The sequence below is a fragment of the Rhizobium sp. BK591 genome (genome assembly GCF_014195045.1).
GTDB classification, from domain to species: domain Bacteria; phylum Pseudomonadota; class Alphaproteobacteria; order Rhizobiales; family Rhizobiaceae; genus Rhizobium; species Rhizobium anhuiense.
Genome location: NZ_JACIAZ010000008.1, coordinates 153,051 through 173,912, shown reverse-complemented (window position 1 = coordinate 173,912; position 20,862 = coordinate 153,051). Strand labels below are relative to the sequence as shown.

At 59.8% G+C, this 20,862-nt stretch carries 16 protein-coding genes; 7 read left to right on the top strand and 9 right to left on the bottom strand.

All coding sequences use genetic code 11. The annotated features are described in order from the left end of the window. Positions 1-5: 5 nt before the first annotated feature. On the top strand, positions 6-1,193 hold the full coding sequence (locus tag FHX10_RS29580; protein ID WP_047619090.1) for a galactarate dehydratase: 1,188 nt from the start codon (positions 6-8) through the stop codon (positions 1,191-1,193). A 95-nt stretch (positions 1,194-1,288) separates the two neighbouring features. On the opposite strand, the gene FHX10_RS29575 is transcribed toward FHX10_RS29580, so the two are convergent. The 7 genes from FHX10_RS29575 to FHX10_RS29545 form a co-directional block, all read right to left on the bottom strand. Then, positions 1,289-1,861, bottom strand: a complete 573-nt coding sequence (locus FHX10_RS29575; protein WP_047619086.1) for an NADPH-dependent FMN reductase — start codon at positions 1,859-1,861, stop codon at positions 1,289-1,291. 34 nt (positions 1,862-1,895) lie between these two features. Further along, the gene (locus FHX10_RS29570) at positions 1,896-2,561 is read right to left on the bottom strand and encodes a nitroreductase (RefSeq protein WP_063473766.1); all 666 of its coding nucleotides are present in this window, start codon (positions 2,559-2,561) and stop codon (positions 1,896-1,898) included. 394 nt (positions 2,562-2,955) lie between these two features. Continuing rightward, positions 2,956-3,309, bottom strand: a complete 354-nt coding sequence (locus FHX10_RS29565; RefSeq protein WP_047619082.1) for an ArsR/SmtB family transcription factor — start codon at positions 3,307-3,309, stop codon at positions 2,956-2,958. Between the two features lie 263 nt (positions 3,310-3,572). Continuing rightward, on the bottom strand, positions 3,573-4,265 hold the full coding sequence (locus FHX10_RS29560) for a response regulator transcription factor (protein WP_063473726.1): 693 nt from the start codon (positions 4,263-4,265) through the stop codon (positions 3,573-3,575). 1 nt (position 4,266) lies between these two features. Beyond that, positions 4,267-4,644 carry a response regulator gene (locus tag FHX10_RS29555; protein WP_063473725.1) on the bottom strand — a complete coding sequence of 126 codons (378 nt, stop codon included), beginning with the start codon at positions 4,642-4,644 and terminating at the stop codon, positions 4,267-4,269. Positions 4,645-4,646: 2 nt separating this feature from the next. Beyond that, positions 4,647-5,288: a response regulator transcription factor gene (locus tag FHX10_RS29550; RefSeq protein ID WP_063473724.1), complete on the bottom strand. Its 642-nt coding sequence runs from the start codon at positions 5,286-5,288 to the stop codon at positions 4,647-4,649. After that, positions 5,285-8,920, bottom strand: coding sequence for a PAS domain-containing protein (locus FHX10_RS29545; RefSeq protein WP_063473765.1), 3,636 nt, complete (start codon positions 8,918-8,920; stop codon positions 5,285-5,287). The genes FHX10_RS29550 and FHX10_RS29545 overlap by 4 nt, the downstream gene beginning before the upstream one ends. A gap of 405 nt (positions 8,921-9,325) precedes the next feature. On the opposite strand from FHX10_RS29545, the gene FHX10_RS29540 reads away from it, so the two are divergent. From FHX10_RS29540 to repC, 6 genes are all read left to right on the top strand, one after another. After that, the gene (locus FHX10_RS29540; RefSeq protein ID WP_063473723.1) at positions 9,326-10,078 is read left to right on the top strand and encodes an SDR family oxidoreductase; all 753 of its coding nucleotides are present in this window, start codon (positions 9,326-9,328) and stop codon (positions 10,076-10,078) included. 813 nt (positions 10,079-10,891) lie between these two features. Next, complete coding sequence (locus FHX10_RS29535; protein ID WP_063473722.1) at positions 10,892-11,881, top strand: potassium channel beta subunit family protein; 990 nt, start codon at positions 10,892-10,894, stop codon at positions 11,879-11,881. Between the two features lie 331 nt (positions 11,882-12,212). Beyond that, a complete protein-coding gene (locus FHX10_RS29530; RefSeq protein WP_063473721.1) occupies positions 12,213-13,526 on the top strand; it encodes a hypothetical protein in 1,314 nt (437 codons plus the stop codon). Positions 13,527-13,799: 273 nt separating this feature from the next. After that, positions 13,800-14,993, top strand: coding sequence for a plasmid partitioning protein RepA (gene repA, locus FHX10_RS29525; protein ID WP_047619065.1), 1,194 nt, complete (start codon positions 13,800-13,802; stop codon positions 14,991-14,993). Positions 14,994-14,996: 3 nt separating this feature from the next. After that, complete coding sequence (gene repB / locus FHX10_RS29520) at positions 14,997-15,998, top strand: plasmid partitioning protein RepB (protein ID WP_063473720.1); 1,002 nt, start codon at positions 14,997-14,999, stop codon at positions 15,996-15,998. Positions 15,999-16,152: 154 nt separating this feature from the next. After that, the gene (gene repC, locus FHX10_RS29515) at positions 16,153-17,457 is read left to right on the top strand and encodes a plasmid replication protein RepC (RefSeq protein ID WP_063473719.1); all 1,305 of its coding nucleotides are present in this window, start codon (positions 16,153-16,155) and stop codon (positions 17,455-17,457) included. A gap of 177 nt (positions 17,458-17,634) precedes the next feature. Here the strand turns inward: repC and FHX10_RS29510 are convergent, their stop codons facing one another. Together FHX10_RS29510 and FHX10_RS29505 are read right to left on the bottom strand one after the other, a co-directional pair. Beyond that, positions 17,635-19,629, bottom strand: coding sequence for a glycosyltransferase (locus FHX10_RS29510; protein WP_047619057.1), 1,995 nt, complete (start codon positions 19,627-19,629; stop codon positions 17,635-17,637). Further along, the gene (locus FHX10_RS29505; RefSeq protein ID WP_047619055.1) at positions 19,611-20,843 is read right to left on the bottom strand and encodes an HlyD family secretion protein; all 1,233 of its coding nucleotides are present in this window, start codon (positions 20,841-20,843) and stop codon (positions 19,611-19,613) included. Before FHX10_RS29505 ends, FHX10_RS29510 begins: the two co-directional genes overlap by 19 nt. Between the last annotated feature and the right edge of the window lie 19 nt (positions 20,844-20,862).

Here is a 20,862-nt window from a genome sequence, read left to right as displayed (position 1 = left end):
GAAAGATGAAGATCGACCGCATGCGGGTTTTCATGACCCGCGACAAGGACCGTCCCCGCGTGATCGTCGCGCTCGACACCGATGACGGGCTGACGGGCTGGGGTGAATGCTACAATCACGGCCCCGACAAGGCGCTGCCGCCGCTCCTGGATTATCTCTACGCATTTCTCTCCGGCCAGGACCCCACACGCGTCGATTATCTCGTCAATCTGTTGATCCAGCAAAGCCGGTTCCCGCCGGGCGCGCTTGGCCTTGCCGCGATCTCTGCGCTCGATCACTGCCTGTGGGATCTTGCGGCCAAGGCAGCAAATGTCCCAGTCTACAAGCTGCTGGGCGGCGAGGTGCGCGACCGCATCAAGGTCTATGCCGGCGTCTACACCGCACCGGACGCGCCGGCCGCCCGCGACGAATTCGATCGTCTGAAGGAAGAATGGGGTTTCACCGCCTTCAAGCTCAGCCCCTGGCGTATCGACATGCACGCCCATCGCTGGGGCAATGTGGTGAAAGCCTCGGCGGATTATTTCCGCTCGCTGCGCGAGACGGTCAACGACGAATACGAGATCGCCTTCGATGCCCATGCCAAGATTTTCGAGCCGGTCGCCGCAAGGCAACTCGGCAACGCGCTGGCCCCCTACGATCCCTTGTTTTTCGAGGAACCGCTGCGCCCTGAGAATATCGAGGCGTGGGGCGATCTGAAACAGGGGCTCAACTGCGTGCTTGCCACCGGCGAGTCGCTCTACAACAGAAACGAGTTCCTGCGGCTGCTGCAGGTCAAGGGCGCCGATCTCATCCAGCCCGATATCTGCGTCGTCGGCGGCATCAGCGAAATGCGCCGCATTGCCACACTCGCCGAAGCCTATTTCGTCGGGGTGGCGCCGCACAACCCGATGGGGCCGCTTGCGACGGCGGTCAACGTTCATTTTTCGGCCGCGGCGCAGAATTTCCGCATCCTCGAATACCGGCTGCCGAAGGGGCAGGCCTATGTCTATGGCGGCCTCGATATCGAGAAACGGCAGGGGGAAACCCGCTATGTCGTCGATCCCTATCTGCCGAAGGACGGCTATCTGGAATTGCGTCCCGACCGGCCGGGCTGGGGCGTCGAAATGGACGAGAAGGCGATGGAAGAGGAAGGCTACATCCACTGGCAGCGGCGCGTGCCGAAGCGACCGGACGGCTCCTACGCCTTCGCCTGAGGCATTGTGCGCTTTAAAAACCGGAGCTGGCCGCCCAGATGGACGTGGCCAGCTCCCGCAGTACAGGATACGCAATCGCTCATTCCAAGCGCCCTCTAGGCATCTCTAGGCAGCACTGAGCGAACCCTTGCGATGAAGACGTGGAAGTCCCGCATGAAAGTGCGAAGGAAATCGGCGGTGCTGTCTTTCGTGACCTCGCCGTCGTCGGTGATCAGCCCTGGTGTGAACTGGATGTAGGCTTCCGGGGCATTCATCTGCGGAGAGTTGCAGAAACTGAGCACACTGCGCAAATTCTGCTGGGCGACGGCTGTGCCGATCGCGCCCGGCGACGTGCCGATCACTGCTGACGGCTTGCGTGTGAACGAGTTGGTGCCGTAGGGGCGGCTCGCCCAGTCGATTGCGTTTTTCAGCCCGCCGGGTATGGATCGATTGTATTCCGGCGTGACGAACAGCACGGCGTCGACGGCCGCGATTGCCGCCTTGAATGCCTTGCCAGCCGGAGGGTAGTCGGCGTCATAGTCGTAGCTGTAGAGCGGCAGATCCTTGAAGGATATCTCCGACATTTCGAGTTCCGGCGGGGCCAACCGCACCAACGCCGTGGCGAGTTTGCGGTTGATCGAGCCCTTGGCGAGGCTGCCGATGAGATAGCCTACTTTATGCGTGGTCATGGCGTTCTCCCTCTTGTCCTTTGATCGCAAGTAACTAATCGCCGAGGAACGTGACCGTCTCGTCGAGCGGCGCGCGGCCCGTACGGGCGTAACTTACCGTGGGGTCCTCGTACCCGATCGACATGCCGCAGAAGAGGATGAGCCCGTCCGGGGGTGACAGGACCTCCGCGACCGTCTCGCGAACCTGCGACCACGCCATCTGCGGGCAACTGTGCAGACCTTCGGCGCGGAGCAGCAGCATGACGGTCTGCAGATACATGCCGACGTCGGCCCATTGGGGTAGGCCCAGGTCGCGATCGATGTAGCAGAACAGGGCGGCGGGCGCGCCGAAACAGTTCCAGTTGGCGATTGCTGCCCGCTGGCGCGCTTCCCAGTCCTCGCGTGCAATGCCGAGCGCGCTGTAGCGCTCCTTGCCGAAGGCGGATCGGCGCTCCCCGTAGGGGGACTTCAGTGCGGCCGGGTACATCTCGTACTGCCGTTTGTCCCAGGCGTCGCCATGGGCCACACGCTCGACGGCGGACGTCTTCAGCTCAGCCAGCGGCGCGCCGGTCATCACGTAGGTGTTCCACGGCTGGATGTTCGATCCTGACGGCGACCAAGCCGCGGCGGACAGCACCCGCTCCAGAACCCCCCTGTCCACAGGCGCGTCTTTGAACCCGCGCACCGACCGTCGGCTTTTGACTGCCTCATATACGTCCATGATCACCTCCGTCTGACCCAAACCCAGCATCGATGAGCATGGTCGGGCTGCCGTTCCGTTCCTGATGCGGTTCATTATCTCCATTCGCAATGGAGGCGTAATCACACCGTGGTCTAGGAGGGGTACATCAAACGTACATCGGGGATCGATGCGTTCGAGGGGCATGTAGGCGAAGCATGACAGGACTCCCGCGCCACGGCATCCCGGCCTTGGAATTGCGGCCCCTGAACGGCGGCTTGGCGCTTGCGCTCAAGCCGCAGTCGTCTTTTTCGAAACTGCGTTCTTCGCCGTGATGCCGCACCTCGATGCGGCGGCGCCGATCCTGAGTTGCCGACAGGATCATCCTCAGCAGAATTGGACACCAATCATGAGCCGCAAGAGCAACGCTTCGTCATCAGGTGCCTACGGCTCGGACACGTTCTACCGGGGAGCGATGGTAGGATCCGAAAATGTCGGCGAGCGTATCGAGCATCGCCTTGGCCGCGCCGGATTGAAGTGAATAATAGATCGTCTGTGCAGCCCTTCGCGTCTGCACGAGTTCCTGTTCTCGAAGAATGGCCAAATGCTGGGACGTCGAAGATTGGCTCAACCCCACCTCGTCGGCCAGGACGCTCACCGACATTTCTCCCTCGGCCAGCAGATGCAGCATATGAAGCCGTTTGGCATTCCCCATGGCCGACAGGAAGTTTGCTTCGTTGTCGAAGGCGGTGGTTTCAGGGGAAGGCGCGGTTGACGAGTGATTGTTCAAAGCGAGATCTCCTTTAGGAACCAAAGCGGGGCACCAGGTCATATCCCCGAGCTTTAATTTAGGAATAACGCATGGGTGCGCGGCCGAAACCCCATTGCCGGCGCAAGATGGTCTTTTTCGGCGCAGATCGGATACGGCGCGCATCAAATGGACAGCGGCGGTATGTAATCTTCGAGGCCGGCATCCCGAGTTTTTGGAGGCGTGCTGCTAAAGCTGGAGCAATTCCAGCAAAACTGTGCAGCAGTGTTGCGTCTGGAATTGCGCTAGCGCGCGCCTGCCTGGCGCATTTGTGCGGGCAGAGTTTCCCAGGCCCGGATCAATTCGCCGATGGAGGCAGCCTCCATCTTGTGCATGACATTGCTGCGATGCAGCTTGACCGTCACTTCGCTGATGCCGAGATCGAAGGCGATCTGCTTGTTGAGGCGGCCGCGTGCCACTTCATGCAGAACCTCGCGCTCGCGCTGCGTCAGGGTCTCCAGGCGCTTGATATTGCGCTCGGCGATCGCGGCTTCCGCTCGCCGCTCGGCATCCGTCGCAATGGCAGCCGTAATGGCGTCGAGCAGCGTCTGGTCCCGCACGGGTTTGGTGAGAAAATCGACAGCGCCGGCCTTCATCGCCTGAACGGTCATCGGGATGTCGCCATGGCCGGTCACGAAGATGATCGGCTTGGCAATGCCGTTTTCGGCCAGATGACGCTGCAGGTGGAGGCCGCTTGCTCCAGGCATGCGCACATCGAGGATCAGGCAACCGGGGCTATCCAATATATCGGCGTCAAGCAATTCGCGGGTCGAGGCAAAACTGGTCGACCGGAAACCCGCCGACAGGATGAGCTCCGACAGCGCCTCACGAACGGACGCGTCGTCATCGACGATGATGACGAGTGGCTCTGTCTCTTCACATCTGCCCTGCAACGATAACGGCGCCGATCTCCGCAGCAACGGCTGGTCAACTCGCATGTCACCCTCCATCTGTCGATTTATGCAAAGCGCTGGCTATGGCTGCCAGCAGCGCCTGGGCATCAAAGGGCTTGCGGAAAAATCCGCCCACGCCTTGAGCGCGGCCCTGATCTGCTATCTCGTGGCGGCCCGTGATCAGGAATACCGGCAGCTCCGGGCGCGACTTCCGCACCAAATCGCGAAGTTCGAAGCCGTCGATGCCAGGCATTCCGATATCGGTGATGAGCAGGTCGAGGTCCGACAGCCCGTTGATGAGCAACGAGCCCGCCGACGAAAAGCTGCGGGCCACATAACCCGCGGATTCCAGAAGGTCGCCCATCGATTCAAGCAACCTTGGATCGTCATCGACAATTGCCACGACGTGTCTTGTCTTGTTCATGTTCAATTCCCTCCCACTCGGCGCGAGTGGGTTATCGGTATTTCCAATCTCTCCGCGATCCGGACGAGATCGGCGAGCGACGCCGCCGCCATTTTCTGCATCACATTTCTTCTATGGATCTGCAGCGTGACTTCGCTGATCCCCAATTCGGCTGCCGCCTGCTTGTTGAGAAGACCGCTGACGACGAGCGGCAGCACCTCGCGCTCTCGCGGCGTCAGGTCGAGGTAGTGTCGTTTGAGCATGTCGAGTTCGGCGCGTTCCGATCTCTTTGTCCGATCCTCGGCGATCGCCGCGTGGACTGCCGCCATGAGGTCCGCATCGCTGAAGGGTTTGGTCAGGAAGTCCACCGCACCATGCTTGATCGCACGCACGGAGGAGGGAATGTCGCCATGTCCTGTGATGAAGACGATCGGCGGATGGTCCCTGTCAGCGATCTGTCTCTGCAGGTCGAGGCCGTTGATGTCAGGCAGTTCGATATCGAGAATAAGGCAGGCGGGCAGGTCGGGCTTGTCCGCTTTCACGTATTCGCAGGCCGATTCGAAGGCGATGGCGCGCATGCCGTGCGACTCCAGCAACTCGCCGAGCGCTTCCCGAATACGTCCATCGTCATCCACGATGAAGACAATATGGTCATCGGCTGTCATGACGCCGCCTTCGTTTCTATGGGCAAGGTAAAGATCAACGTCGCTCCGTGCGGATTGTTCTTCTCGGCCCACAATCGTCCACCATGAAGCTCGACGATCGAACGGCAGATCGCCAGCCCCATGCCCATGCCGTTTTCCTTGGTCGTGAAGAACGGCTCGAACATTTTCTCGGGAAACTCGATACCCTGGCCGCGATCGCTAATCTCGGTCTGGACGGCATTCCCCATATGGCGCGCGCGGATCTCGATCATCCTGTCGTCTGCAACGGCGTCCATCGCTTCCATGCCGTTGCGGATGAGATTGATCAGGACTTGCTGGATCTGGATGCGATCGATTGCAATGAGCGGAAGATTGCCGTCAACGTCGACACCGATGCGAACACGACGTCGCCAGGCCTCGTCGGTCATCAGGCTGCGCGCCTCGTCGATGATGCCGGAGATCGTCGTTTGGATCCTCCTGTCCGCGGACTGTTTGAATAAGGCGCGAATGCGGCTGACGACCTCGGCCGCCGAGTTGGCGTCCCGGATGATGCGCTCGACCGTCTTTTGCGCCCGCTCCATATTCGGCGGCTCAGCCGTGAGCCAGCGCTGGCAGGCATGCGAATTCGCCACGACGGCCGCCAGCGGCTGGTTCACCTCATGCGCGATCGAAGCCGAAAGCTCGGCGAGGCTCGCCGCCTGGCTCGCCCGGGCAAGGCCCTCTTGCGCCAGGCGCAGCTCGTCTTGCGCTCGTACCTCACCGTCGATATCGAGGCATATGACATTCCACTGAATGATCTCGCCTTCAGCGTTGCGCATCGGCGCCGCGCGTGTCTCGACCCAACGATATTCACCATCGAACCGCCGTAGGCGATGCCTGCGTGCATAGGGCTCGCCGGTGGCGAGCGAATGAGCATACTTTTCCTTGACTCCGGCCACCTCGTCGGGATGAACACCGGCGTCGAGTGTGCCGGCCAGCCGGGACTTTCCCGTTCCGTCCAGCTCTTCGAGCTTGTATCCGAGAAAGTCGCGAAGCTGAGGATTGCGATAGACCGGCTCTCCATCCGGAGCGGCGCAATCGATCATGGCCGGCAGCGTCTCGACGATCTGCCAGAGCGAGCGTTCACTCTCTCGCAGCGCTTCTTCAACGCGCAGCTGATCATCGATGTCATGCGAGAGACCGTACCATTGGACGATCCGCCCGTTTTCGTCCCGCAGCGGCTCGGCGCTGCCCTTCACCCAGCGATAGACGCCATCGGCGCGCCGCAGGCGATACTGTTTTGAGAAGCCCTCGCCGGTGACGAGGGAGTGGTTGAGCGCTTCGGCGAGGCTGGCGGCATCGTCGGGATGGACGGCGGCTTCGATGAGGGCTGCCAGCCGACTGACGCCGGGCTTTTCCATATCGGCGATGTCGAGACCGAGAAAATCGATTAGGCGCTGGTTGAAGAAGGTCGGAGTGCCGTCCGAATTGAGCCGCCAGAGCAGGCTGGGAACCATATCCACCAGTTGCGAAAGCTCCCGCTCCCGGTCGCGCAGCGCTTCCTGTGCACGCATCTCATCGTCAATGTCGACTGAGATCACGTACCATTGCATGATTGCGCCGCTTTGGTCCCGCAGCGGTTCGGCGCGGCCGTCGACCCAGCGATAGGCACCGTCGACGCGGCGCATGCGGTATTTTATCGAGAAGGGATCGCCGCTGGCGAGGGAACGATGAACCGTCTCCAGCAACCTCGATGCGTCATCGGGGTGGACGAGGGTGTGAATGACTGACGCGAGGCGGCTCATGCCAGGCCTGTCCATATCGCCCACGTCGAGACCGAAAAAGTCGATCAGACGTTTGTTGAAGAAGACCGGCTCGCCTTCCGGCGTCAAGCGCCTGATCTGTACCGGGACCATGTCGACGAGCTGCGAGAGCTCGCGCTCACGTTCACGTAACGCCTCCAGCGCACGCACCTCGTCGTCGATATCGAGAGAAACGCCATACCATTGCACGACCGTTCCGTCGTCATCGCGGCGGGGCTCGACCCGGCATTCCGCCCAGCGATAGACATCATCCTGTTCGCGCCAGCGAAATCGCATCGCGGAGCCGGAGCCGGTTTCGAAGCAGTTCCTGAGCGTACGCTGGATGTCGGGTGCGTCTTCTGGATGAATCAGCTGTTGCAGCAGATCGTCGATGCGCGGTTCACCGAGAGCGTCGAAATTGGCAATAACGGAGCGGAAATGATCCTGATACCGCTTGTTGAAATAGAACGATCCTCCCGTGGGCTCCACACTCCAGATGCGAACCGGCACGGCGTCTATGATCTGCTGAAGCTGTTGTTGGCTCCGCCGCACAGCCTCTTCGGCATGAACCTGATCGTCGATGTCGTGACACAGGCCGTACCATTGGACAATGCGCCCTGATTGATCCCTCATCGGTTCCGCGCGGCTCGACATCCAGCGATAGAGGCCGTCGGAGCGGCGCAGGCGATACCGCATGGCGAAGCTCGCGCCGGTAGCGAGGCAATGGCGAAGGGCATCTCCGAAACCCGCCGCATCCTCCGGGTGAACGGTGGCGTCCAGGACGGACTCCAGCCGGCTCATGCCGGGTTTGTCGAAATCAGCAACATCGAGACCGAGAAAATCGACCATCCGTTGGTTGAAGAAGGTCGGCTCGCCGTCGGGGGTCAGACGCCAGACGTGGCTCGGAACCATATCCACGAGCTGCGAGAGTTCCCGCTCCCGGTCGCGGAGCGTATCCAGGCTTTGGCGCAATGTGAGCACTGCCAACTGGTGTTGCCGGGATATGGCGGCCACAATGAGCGCCGAAAATGCCGAGATGGCCAGAAAAAGCTGCAGCATGACCTGCTTGTGCTTCTGGGCCTCGGGATCGCCGGCAAACTGGCTGGTGCCTGTTATCGTGAACAATGCCGTGATCAAGGCGAGGAGGACCAAGGATACGGCGGCGCCTTTGAATTCGAAGCGAACGGCGGCCCAAAGAAGAGGCGGCATGATAATGTATGCGAAGGGGAGGTAGCCGCTCAGCGAAAGAGCCGCAACGCCGAGAAAGATCAGCCCCAGGACGAAAGCTTCCACCCATTGCGCGGCTGAGAGCCGGGTCTTGCCGCGCCAGCTGTGAAATACGACCAGCGCCAGCGGCGCCACGATCAGGACGCCGGTGGCGTCTCCGATCCACCAAAGAGGCCAAGCCGTTGCGAAGGATTGCGATTGTATGCCAAACCACGCCAGGGTCGCACTTCCCACGGTCGCGCTTGCGATGGGCGCAATCCCGGCGCCCAGTACGACGAACGCGAAAACTTCCTGCAAGGTTTCCAGCCGAACTGGCCGCTTCAAGATTCGGTTGACGAGCCATGCCCCGGCAACCGCTTCCAGGGCGTTCCCGATGTAGATCAGAAAAGCCGCAGGCAGCGGACTGTGGAACCACAGCAAATTGCTGAACAGTTCGGCCAGGCAGCCCCCCACCACCCACCACGGCCAGCTGTAGGGAGAGGCGGCTACAAGTGTCGCAATGAAAAGGCCACTCGCCGGCCAGATGGAAATTCCGGTTCCAGGGACGATTGCGAGCGACTGGGCGAATCCGCAGGCCAGCACATAGGCCACGATGAAAAGGCCCAGGTGCAGGAATTGAGGGCGGTGCGACCAGACGCTCATTATCAGTTGCTCCTGCCGGACAGACAAAGCCACGGGATCGTCGGCGTTTCGTATTGTCGTTCTTCTCGATTTCGGGGCTGGCGAGCGCATGCTCAGACCGTAACCCCGCCCCATTACAACCGCAACTCATGGAAACCCATGCATTGCGCGGGGATGTAGCCGCCGTGCCCGGAATCGGTGTTCGTCGCGAACGAGCAATTGGAGACCTGTCCTGCCTTCTGGTGGGGCATGCTAAACCTTGGGGTGGTTTCGCTAGACGTACGGCTAAGGCGACCGGACCCCACGGACGATGGAGAGCGCCCGGCTTTCCAGTCATTGTCGGTCCGGTCGATCCCGAGACGTTGAAGACAATCCCTATCCGCGATCTCGTCGCCATTCGCGCGGTGCAATGCAACAAAGGATGCTGAGATGAAAATCACGGTAGCGGGAGCAACCGGTGTTGTCGGAACACGCCTCAGTGAAATCATGCGCCAGTCCGGCCACCAAGTCAGCGCCGCGTCGTTGTCGCTCGGCGTCGACACGGTCAGCGGGAAAGGCCTTGAAGCGGCCTTGGTGGGAACTGAAGTCATCGTTGACGTTACCAACGCCGCATCTTTCGGCGACAGTGCGGCGCTGGATTTTTTCAGGGCTTCGACCAGGAATTTGCTTGCCGCAGCGGCCGAGGCCGGTGTCAGGCACTATCTTGCACTTTCGGTCGTCGGCACGCCAAGTCTGGTCGAAAGCGACTATTTCCGCGCGAAAATGGTGCAGGAAAATCTCATCAGGGCTTCAAATCGACCCTTTACGCTTCTCCGTTCCACACAGTTCTACGAGTTCATCAGCGGATTGATCGACACCGGTGCTGATGGTGATGTTTTCCGATTGTCTCCGGCGTTCATGAGGCCGGTGGCGGCCGGTGACGTCGCCGCATTGCTGGCGGAATTGTCAGTCGGAGCGCCGTTGAACGATATTGTTGAAATCGGCGGTCCGGATCAATTCGGTATCGATGAAATCGCCCGGATCTATCTCGCCGCGAATGAGGACGAGCGGCAGGTGGTGACAGACCCATCCGCCTCGTATTTCGGCGTCGAATTGACCGCCGGCGCGCTGCTTCCTGGCGCCGGCGCGCGCGTGGCGACCGAGAAGCTCTCCGACTGGCTCTACCAAGCGATGGCGGACTAGCGAGTCGATCATTTGATCGCGCGGCGGCACCCGGTTCATATCCACGACGCATTCCGTTGCGTGCAGGTCGGGTATCGGTCGAGGCCCTGGCGGCCAAGGGAATTGTCAAACTCGACGTGTGAGATGGCCGACCCCAGGGGGCGCTTAAAAGAAGGCGGTGGACCCTCATGTTGCCCACCGCCCACCTCCTCCCGGCGTCCGCCGCGACGGTCGGGAAGAGAACCAAATCTATCCGAACCAGGCCTTGGTTTGTATCTAAGCCGGCAAACAAAAGGGCAGTGTCGTTCACCAGTCACATAAGCATTTGTGAGGTGTGATTTGCTGCCAGGCGAATGTCATTGAAGTTGCTGCGGTCGCGGTCGCCGTTCCTGTGGATAAGCTGTGGATATCCAGTGGATGACACGATCGATCGGCGGCCGACAAAGCCCCCTATTCTAATCATATGTTGCCTATCCGTTCCGAATCTCTTCATCTTGCGTTGCTGCCGTCGACCTCCGCCGCAAACGTCGTCGACCGCACGCTACGGGCGCTCCGACATAAGTCGCGGAGCGCCCTTTCTCTTGCCGGAGGCTGGAACGCAGGCTAGAACCGTGGCGGCGGTTCCACCGCACCCGTGCTTCAGTCCGGGCAGGCCAACGCGGATCGTTTCACTGGATCGGTCGTCTCGTCACAAAAGAGGCGATGCGAACCGATAGCTAAGCCTCGCATATCGTTGCTCATGCCATAGATTACGCGAATTGGCAGTCGATCAATCGTGCGACGCCGACGCCGGTGACAGGCCGGCACATGTTCATAACTTGCGGGAGCTGCATGATGGAATATCGACGTTTGGGAAAGTCGGGTCTGAAAGTGAGCGAGTTCTCTTTCGGTTCATGGGTCACTTTCGGCAAGCAGGTAAATGGAGGCGACGCCGTCGATCTCATGAAGCTTGCCTATGACAACGGGGTGAACTTCTTCGACAATGCCGAGGGATACGAAAGCGGCAAGTCCGAAATCGTCATGGGCGAGGCGCTCAGATCGCTTGGCTGGAGCCGTGACAGCTTCGTCGTCTCCAGCAAGGTCTTCTGGGGAGGGCAGAAACCGACACAGCGCGGCCTGTCGCGCAAGCATGTGACCGACGCCTGCCATGCCGCGCTCAAGCGGCTTCAGGTCGACTATCTCGACCTCTACTTCTGTCATCGCCCGGATATCGACACGCCCATCGAGGAAACAGTCCGGGCGATGCACGATCTCGTCGCCCAGGGCAAAGTGCTCTACTGGGGTACGTCGGAATGGTCGGCGCAACAATTGACTGAAGCCTATGCCGTCGCTCGGGACTTGCGCATCACTCCGCCGACGATGGAGCAGCCGCAATACAACATCTTCGAGCGCCAGAAGGTCGAGTCGGACTACCTCCCGCTCTACGAGCTGATCGGGCTTGGCACCACGATCTGGTCGCCGCTCGCCTCGGGCGTCCTTACCGGCAAATACAATGACGGTGTGCCCGCCGACAGTCGTATGAACCTGCCTGGCTACGAATGGCTGAAGGAAAAATGGTCCAGCGATGCCGGCCGCGCCCAGCTCCGACAAGTCGGCGAGCTCGCAAAGCTCGCGGACGAGATCGGAATATCGATCACGCATCTCGCCCTTTTGTGGTGCCTCGCCAACCGGAACGTCTCGACCGTCATTCTTGGCGCATCGCGCGCCAGCCAGCTGCAGGACAATCTCGCGGCCCTCTCACACAGGCAAAAGATGACGTCTGACGTGCTGGACCGGATCGACGTGATCGCCGGCAACAAACCCGAAGAACCCCGTCGCTTCTAGGCGAAACAAATTTCTCTCGACGAGCCAAACCAAAACTCGTCGAGGGAAACTGCGGTTGGCCTACCGCAGCAGCACCGTGGTGGCCCCTCGGCGGTTGGCGTGCTTTCCGATTTTTGATCGGCGCTGAGCTGCGATAGAGCAACTGCCGCTATTGAGCGGCAATGTCGGCCGTTATCGCCCTGTTTCTCCTGATAGCGCCCACTTCTTCTTAGGCTCACGAATATGATGTGGGTCGAAGCGTTCAAGAAACCTTCATGAAGCTCAGGGTTGAAATGGCCTCCCCCGGCTCCAAATCTCGTCGGCGGTCTTCGAAGCACGAGGGGAGGGGCACATGGGCAATGCGTATGTCGATCGGATAGGGCGGGCCAGGTCAGGTTTGGGCTTCATTGTCGTTCTTGCCTGCCTCCTGTCCTGCCTTCCGGCATTTGCCGCGCCCGCCGATATCGGCGGTTTGACGGTGACCCTGCCCGACGCCGCTTCCGGCTGGAGGAAGGCCGCCAAAGGCAATCTCTTCATGCTGCAGAAGGATTTTCCTGAAACGGATGACGACAAGCGCGGCAGTGCTCTGATCCAGATCACCAAGCCGCTCCCGGCCGCGCGCAATTCCCTGCAGGCCGGGATGAAGACCTTCGTCGCCACGCTGCCCGACATGGCGAAGGAAGATATCCTGATCAAACATTACGGGGTGACGGTGAACGGCCACGACATCCGCGTGGAAGAACGCTGCTGCGTCCATCAGAACAATGTCAGCATCAACCAGATCGTGGTCGGCATCGCCGGCGACAAGCGGCAGGCCTATCTGCAGCTCGTGCTGCTGAATGTAACCGGCGACAGAAGCAAAGGGGCGGAGGCTGATTTCGCGGCCCTCGTGCGCTCGGTGAAGCTCGATCCTTCCGACAGGGATTTCGACCTTGTTCCGGCGAGCGGCGATGGCGGGCTGGACGGCGTCTTCACCCATCTCGATACCGGCATCCGGCCGAATGTCTTCGGCGGCATGGATTTCTACTCGGACAGCACGATCAGCATGTTCGACCGGGAGGGCCGGTTCAGCACGGAGCTGCCGAAGGGCGGCCGGAGCATTGGCGAACATTGCAAGGAGACCCCGACTGATTGCGGTCTCTACAAGCTTGCCGGCGGCGGCTTCTTCTCCTCGGCCGGGTCGATCGAAATGCGCAGCGTCACCTCAGCCTACGGCACGATCGAAATCGAGACGAAACCATTCTCGAAAAAGGGTGAGGACCTGGTGATTTCAGACGCGGATTATCGCGCCGTGCCGCCATTTGATGAGGGCACGACGCTCGACGGCGAATGGGTTTCCACCTTTGCCTCGAGCGGCATGACTGCGACCTCATCGGGATCGGTGGCCTCCAGCCATACGCTGACGCTTCGTCGAAACGGCACCTTCGAACGCACGGGCTGGTCCGGCGCCTCGATGATGAACGAAATCGGCGGATCCCGATCGGGCGTCACCACATCCGGAAACCGGCCGGGCGCAAGCGGCCGCTATAAGCTTTCCGGCTATCGCCTCGACTTGACCGACGCCGACGGCAGGACGGAAAGCATGAGCATATTCGAACCGGACAAAGCATCCGACGGGCTTCTGGTGATCAACGGCAACAACTACCTCAAGGACGACGGGAGATAGCCAGGTAGCATCCAAGGTATTGAATAAATTAGATTTATAAGGCTAATGCCTAAACTTCCCGGTCGGTTTGAAAGCCGCCAGGGTTGTCAGCCGTTTCGAGCCGTCGCCATGGCGCCAGCCGCCCGAAACCTGCCTGACCTGGCCAGCCGTCTCGATGGGTGAAATGAGCAGCTTGGTTAAGCATTTGTAAATTGGTAACGAATCGAGGCATATAGTAACTGCGCAACTGAAGCGCTTTCGTTCAAAATTGCGCAGTTACGTGGGAAAAAGATCATGCAGCCGAGTCTTGCTCTTCAGGACGATCAAGAGCATCTCCCGTCGCTTCTGGCAACAGATGCGAAGGAGTTATCCTATCAACTTCAGCAGCATCAGGCAAAAATCTTCCCCCCGCTGTCGCAAAAGACCATCAGAACATTTTCGCCGGCGGAAGCTGCGGCCTTCATCGGCATTGGCGAAGGCTATCTCCGCCAGGTGGCTGCCGATGGCCATGGCCCCGATCCGCTCGCAAACGGACGGCGGCTTTACAGTGCCCTGGATATGGATCGGATTCGCCGGGTCCTCGACGAGCGAAACGGCACGCCGAAATATGTGCCGGCCCGCAGGCCGGGCGAAAAGCTCCAGATCGTCTCCGTCATGAATTTCAAGGGCGGCTCGGGCAAGACCACCACGGCGGCCCACCTGGCGCAGTTCATGGCGCTCAGGGGCTACCGCGTGCTCGCCGTCGACCTCGATCCGCAGGCTTCCTTGTCCGCCTTGTTCGGCCATCAGCCGGAGTTCGACGTCGGAGAGGGCGAAACCATATATGGCGCGATCCGATATGAGGAGCCGCGTCCGATCGCCGACATCGTGCGCGCCACCTACACGCCCAATCTGCATCTGATTCCGGGCAATCTCGAGCTGATGGAATTCGAGCACGAGACACCGAAGGCGATGGCCTCGGGAACGGCGGAGACGATGTTCTTTGCCCGCATCGGCGAGGTCCTGACGGAGATCGAAAGCCTTTACGACATCGTCGTCATCGACTGCCCGCCACAGTTGGGATTCCTGACGATGTCGGCGCTCTGCGCGGCAACCTCGGTCCTGATCACGGTTCACCCGCAGATGCTGGATGTCATGTCGATGTCGCAGTTCCTGACGATGACGAGTGAGCTGATGTCGGTCGTGGAAAAGGCGGGTGGTCGCACCAGCTATGACTGGATGCGCTATCTCGTGACCCGTTTCGAGCCGAACGACGGGCCGCAAAGTCAGATGACCGGCTTCATGCGGGCGATCTTCGGCAATCGAATGCTTCACAATGCCATGGTGAAGTCGACGGCGGTCGCCGACGCCGGCGTCACCAAGCAGACTCTCTACGAGGTCGAGCGGTCGCAGTTCACACGCGGAACCTATGACCGGGCTCTGGAGTCCCTCAACCTCGTGAATGGCGAGATCGAAGCGCATATTCGCTCGACCTGGGGAAGGAAATAGGAGATGGCGCGCAAGAACCTCATCGAAATCTCCGCTCCGAACCCGGCAAGGGTGGAGGCAGTCGCGCCGCGCGACAATCGTCCGATCGCCGGATTCGTGCCGCAGGAGCGCAGTGCGGTGCCGGTCGGCGGCATCACCAAGACGCTCGGCAACATTACCGAGAAAATGGAGCGGGCGAGTGAACTGGAACGGCAGCTTGCCGCCGGCCAGACCATCGTCGAGCTCGATCCCGGCCTGATCGACGCTTCCTTCGTTAGCGATCGGTTGGCGATCGATGCGGCCGAACTCGCCCAGCTTGTCGAGCAGATCCGCGAGCATGGGCAGCAGGTTCCGATCCTTGTTCGTCCGCATCCCGAAACTAGGGGACGCTATCAGGTTGCCTACGGCCATCGTCGCCTGGCTGCCGCCCGAGAAATCGGCATCAGGGTGCGCGCGGTCGTCCGCGATCTTACTGACGGTCAGTTGGTCGTCAGCCAGGGTCAGGAAAACAGCGCTCGAACCAATCTCTCCTATATCGAGCGTGCGCTCTTCGCATCGCGGCTGGAGGAACGCAGCTTTGGCCGCGATGTCATCATGGCGGCTCTCGGCGTCGATAAGGCGGCGCTGTCGAGAATGCTGATCGTCATCCGGCAGGTCCCCCTGGCGCTCGTCAACGCCATCGGCGCGGCCCCCGATATCGGCCGTCGACGCTGGTTGGAGCTGGGCGAGCGGCTGGAAGGCGCCGACATCGAGAAGATCATCGCGGAGTTGTCCGCGGACGACGCTCGCAAAATCTCAAGCGACGAGCGGTTTCATCGGGCACTCGTTCTGGCAACGAAGAGGACGGCAGCGCCGAAGCCGGCGATCGCCAAAACCCTAGTCAGCGGCGTGCCGGTGGTGATCAAAAAGACAGCATCCGGTGCAACCTTCGTCTTCGACGGCAAGACCGCACCCGGTTTCGATCAATTCGTCCAGGAAAGGCTGAAGGGCCTGTTCCAGGAATTCAACAAGGACAGAGGAGCGTAACGCGCAAAAGAAAAAGGCCCCCAACGACGCCGTCGTGGAAGCCCTTCTCAGATCTTAAGCACATCGAGAATCGCATTTCCACGAATCACAGTCAAGCGTCTTAGGCACCAAATTGGTGGATGGTTTTCTTTTGCCTGAACGAAGGTGAAGGCAAATGGAGAGTGGATATGTGACGACGCCCTTTGGGCGGCGGCCGATGTCGCTTGGCATGCTGGCAAGCCAGCAACTGGCCGAGACCATCGAGCCGGGAATGAAGCGCAGCAAGTGGAAGCTGTTCAGGGCAATCTGCGAGGCGCGGCCGGCGCTCGGCGTGACCGATCGGGCGCTGACGGTGCTCGATGCGCTTCTGACTTTCTACCCTGACGACGAGATTTCCGAAGAAAAGGGCCTGATCGTCTTCCCGTCGAATGCGCAGCTTTCGCTGCGTGCCCGCGGCATGACGGCAGCCACCCTCAGGCGGCATCTTGCCGTCCTGGTCGAGGCCGGCCTGATCCTGCGCAAGGACAGTCCGAATGGAAAGCGCTATGCGCGCCGCGACAAAGCAGGTGCCGTCGGTGAGGCCTTCGGCTTCAGCGTCGCGCCGCTGCTCGCGCGTGCGGTTGAAATCGAAAACCTGGCCGCCCAGGCGGTCGCCGACCGGGAATTGCTCAGGGTGACCAGGGAACGCCTGACGGTGTGCCGGCGCGATATCTCCAAGCTGATCGCGACAGCCATCGAAGAGGAGGTCTCCGGTGACTGGGAGGGAATTTCGGCGATGTTCCGCACGCTCCTTGCCCGAATTCCGCGCGTTGCGACGGCCGAAGCACTGGCGCCGCTGCTCGACGAGATGGGACTACTGCGCGATGAGATCATCAACGCATTGGAAAGACGAATAAAAACACAAAATATAGGCGCCAATGAGTCTCAGATTGAGCGTCACAAACAGAATTCAAATCCCGACTCTATTTATGAACTTGAACCACGCTTCGACACGAAGCAGGGCGAAAGGGCGGTGGCCGATAATGAGCCGAACGCCGAAGCGCCGGACGAGCGAAGATTGAAACAACCGAAGCCTTCCGGCGGGATGGGCAACAAGGCGAAAGACACGGCAGATCCAGGGGCCGGGCATAGCCTGAAATCCTTCCCGCTTGGCCTCGTCCTCCAGGCCTGCCCTCAAATTCTCGACTACGGGCCGGGTGGAACGATCGGCAACTGGCGGGATCTGATGTCGGCTGCCGTCATCGTGCGCTCGATGCTCGGCGTCAGCCCCTCGGCCTATGAGGAAGCCTGCTCGGGCATGGGGCCGGAAAATGCCGCAACCGTGATCGCCTGCATCCTGGAAAGGGGAGGGCATATCAACTCGCCTGGCGGTTATCTCCGCGATCTGACCCGAAGAACCGAGAGGGGCGAATTTGCTATCGGCCCGATGCTGATGGCGCTGGTGCGGGCAAACAGTGGAGTGCGGCGACATGCCGGTTGATCGTAAGGAAGTTGCGGCTACGACAATGATCCGCAACGCTGACAAAGCGGCAACAAGGCAAAGAAAAACCCGCCGCTGAGGGCGGGTTTGGTTGGCGCCCCTTCGATGGAATAATCCGGCTCTGTTGCGGCAACGCTCGAGAGGACGCCGGCCGGACGATCCGAGGTTGACCGTCGACTACAACGTGCGCGTTCGCCCGAACGAACGCAGAAGAAGATTAAGAGAGACCGCGACTTTATCGATGTCGCGAATGTCCTGCGAATATTGACCAGTGTAGAGCTTCACGATCATGCTGTCGCGAGCAGAGCCAATGAGTTCGAAATACAGGTGGAGGTAGTAAGATTGCTTGTCACCGCCGCGACTTATGCTCCTGCGTCGTTGGGTGACCAGTCTGAGCTCAGATTTGAACGGAGCAAAGCCGGGCAGTTTAAGCACGACGGATTTGGATTGAAATCGGGACATGGTGGGGACCGCAACGACCGCCTTGTCCAAGGCCAAACTTACGATTTGGCCAGGGACATCGTCTACGATCGCGGGTTCATCGAGTTTGAAGGCATGAAACAAGCGTCGGGGTTTCTCAAAGCAGATGAGCGATGCGATGAGCAGCACGACGATATTGATACCTGACCACCAGGCCGCGACCGGCGAAAACTGGCCTTGTACATGCGCCGTTTCCGGGACGATGTTGACCAGCAGACCAAGGACGGTGATCATGATGATGCTTGCGATCCAGGCGAAGCTGTAGCGGTCGAACTGGTTCGACTCGTTGCCACTGCCCTTCGGCGTCACCCTGAACGGCTTGCCAAATGGTCTCACGAGACTGGAGACCACGGTAGGCAACATGCGGAATGTCGCAAAGGTCCCGACGGCGCTTGATATCACAGGCAGATAGCGCGTCGGCGTGATCCATAGCATAAGCAGAAAATACGCTGCCAGCAGCGGCACCTGATGAGACACATAATCGGCTATGTCAGTGAAATAGAGGGGGAGCAGGCCGAACCAGAGATAGACGATGGGGACGAGCAATATCATGAAGCGGACCAGATACTGCACCAGCCAGGACGCCGGCAGGAACATGATCCGTTGAAAGAGCGTCAATCCGGGGCCACGCAGCGGGCCATTATGCAGGTAAAGGGTTTGAATACCTCCCTGACACCACCGTTCGCGCTGCACAAAATAACCGGTTAGGTTTTCGGCAGCCAATCCCATCGACAGCCGCTCGTTCAGGTAGCGCGTTTTGTAGCCTTTGTTGAGCATTGAAAGAGTTGTCAGCAGGTCTTCTGTGATCGACTCCGTCGGGAATCCTCCTATTGCGTCAATGGACTTGCGGCGGGCAATCGAGCATGACCCGCAGCAGAAACTGACGTCCCAGGCGTCTCTGCTGGGCGCGATCTCGTCGAAGAACAAACGCTGCTCGTCCGGCCAGATATTCTCCAGGCCGAGGTTTGATTGCACCGGATCGGCGTTGAAGAAATGTTGAGGCGTCTGGACGATGCCGATGCTTTCGTCGCAAAAGAAGGGCAGCGTTCGGCGAAGGAAATGTCGATAGGGAACAAAATCGGCGTCGAAGACCGCAATAAACTCGCCCGAGCTGACCTTCAGCCCATTGTTCATATTGCCCGCTTTGGCGTGGTTGTTGTCGCCGCGCATGACGTGGATGACGTTCTTTTCTTCGCAATAGGCCTTCAGCCAGTCCCGGCGTTGATCGTCAAGCACGTACACATTCAATTTGTCGGGAGGATAATCCAGCGAGCGGGCGCCGATGATGGTTCGCTCGAGCACGTCGAGTGGCTCGTTATAGGTTGGAATGAAAACATCGACAGTCGGCAGCTCACGCTTGTCGCGCGCAAAGAAACCACGAGCCAGCCTGTCCGCTTCCGCGCTCCGGTCGACGTAGCGGCTCATCAATACCAGAAAAAGGATGACTTCGACGCACGCCAGAATCTCGACGACGAAGAGGATCCAAACCCAGTAGAAACTCGCACCGTTGTTGGGATAGGGAAGCACTGTCTCCGTCAAGCGCCAGAACATGTATCGCAATGCGACTGCAGCGACAAACGCGCAGGTCACCGCCCGTGTCCAGGTGTGACGGCGCGACCAATTGAACGGCCCCAGGCAAAAGAAGGCCAAAACGAGAAAGGTCGGAACCAGCGCTACAAGATACTGAACCACAGGCTTTTGACCCAGTTGGACACGTCGATGCCGTGCTTGGAAAACCTTACCTGCACTGTGCGCCCCACTTGGCAGGAGTTCGCAAAGTCGTCGTTCATGAAGGATGGATCAAGGCGAACCCGAATGCGGGCATTGCGCTGAGTCGACGGCGGCAAAGTGGCGGCAAAGGAATCGGTCTCGACCGAAGCCGAACTGCCTCTGACAGAAATGACCGTGCCCTTGAAGACATCGCTACGGCCGAACAAACGCACCTGCGCGACAAGTCCCGGATAGATCTCGTCATAATTGACCTCGGGAACAAGGATATCCACAAACAGCTCTCGACAGTCGAGGAGGCGCATCAACTCGTCATTCAGCACAACGTTCGAACCGCTGACGATACTCCTCGCCCAAACAACGCCGTCAAAGGGCGCTATCGCGGTTGCGGATTCAAGGCTGCTGACGCGATTTGCCTCTTTGACCAGCTGCTTTTGAACTTCGGTGGCTCGTGTTTCATTTTCCGCTATGCGCGAGTTCAAGTCGTTGATGCGAACGACTACCTCGTCTTCGCGCTGTCGCGAATAAGGCACGTCATTCTGCCCGTCGCCGAAGACAAAGATACCCTGGCGGACCGCATTGAGCCTTTGTTGCAATTGATCGACAGTCAGGTTGCTGATTTCGACCTCGCCGCCGGTCGCAGCGCCCGCGGCACGCGCGGCCTCAACCAGCTTCTGCGTGAGAATGCCTTTTGACTCGAGCTGCATCCGGCGGCTCAAGTCGACCTGGGCGACCAGATCCTGAGCTTGCGACACTTCGACTTTCTTCCGCAGGATTTCGACTTCGCGTTCGAGATTGGCAATGGTGGTCTGCTTGTAGACTTCCAATCTGGTAGACAATTCCTCGCGAAGCGCGGAGAGTTCCTCCCGTTCCTTTTTCAGTGCCGCGACGCGGTCGAGCGCCGTGTTGTGATCTGCCTCGAGCGACGCGAGGATTGCGCGATTGACGCGCGTATTTCTGATTTCTGCGAGGGATTGTCCCGCTTTGACCGGGCTGCCGACCTTGAGGGATTCTTCCGCAATTGTGCCATCGATTGGGGCATTAACGACCGCAAACCGCGCATTGACCGTGCCATCAAGGCTCGTAAAGCCGGTAATCGTCGGCAATGAAACGAGTGTCACCAGTGCCAGCAGCAGCAGGCCGACAACAATGCGTGTGATGCGATGGTTCCAGATCATGTTGGCATCCGAAGGTATC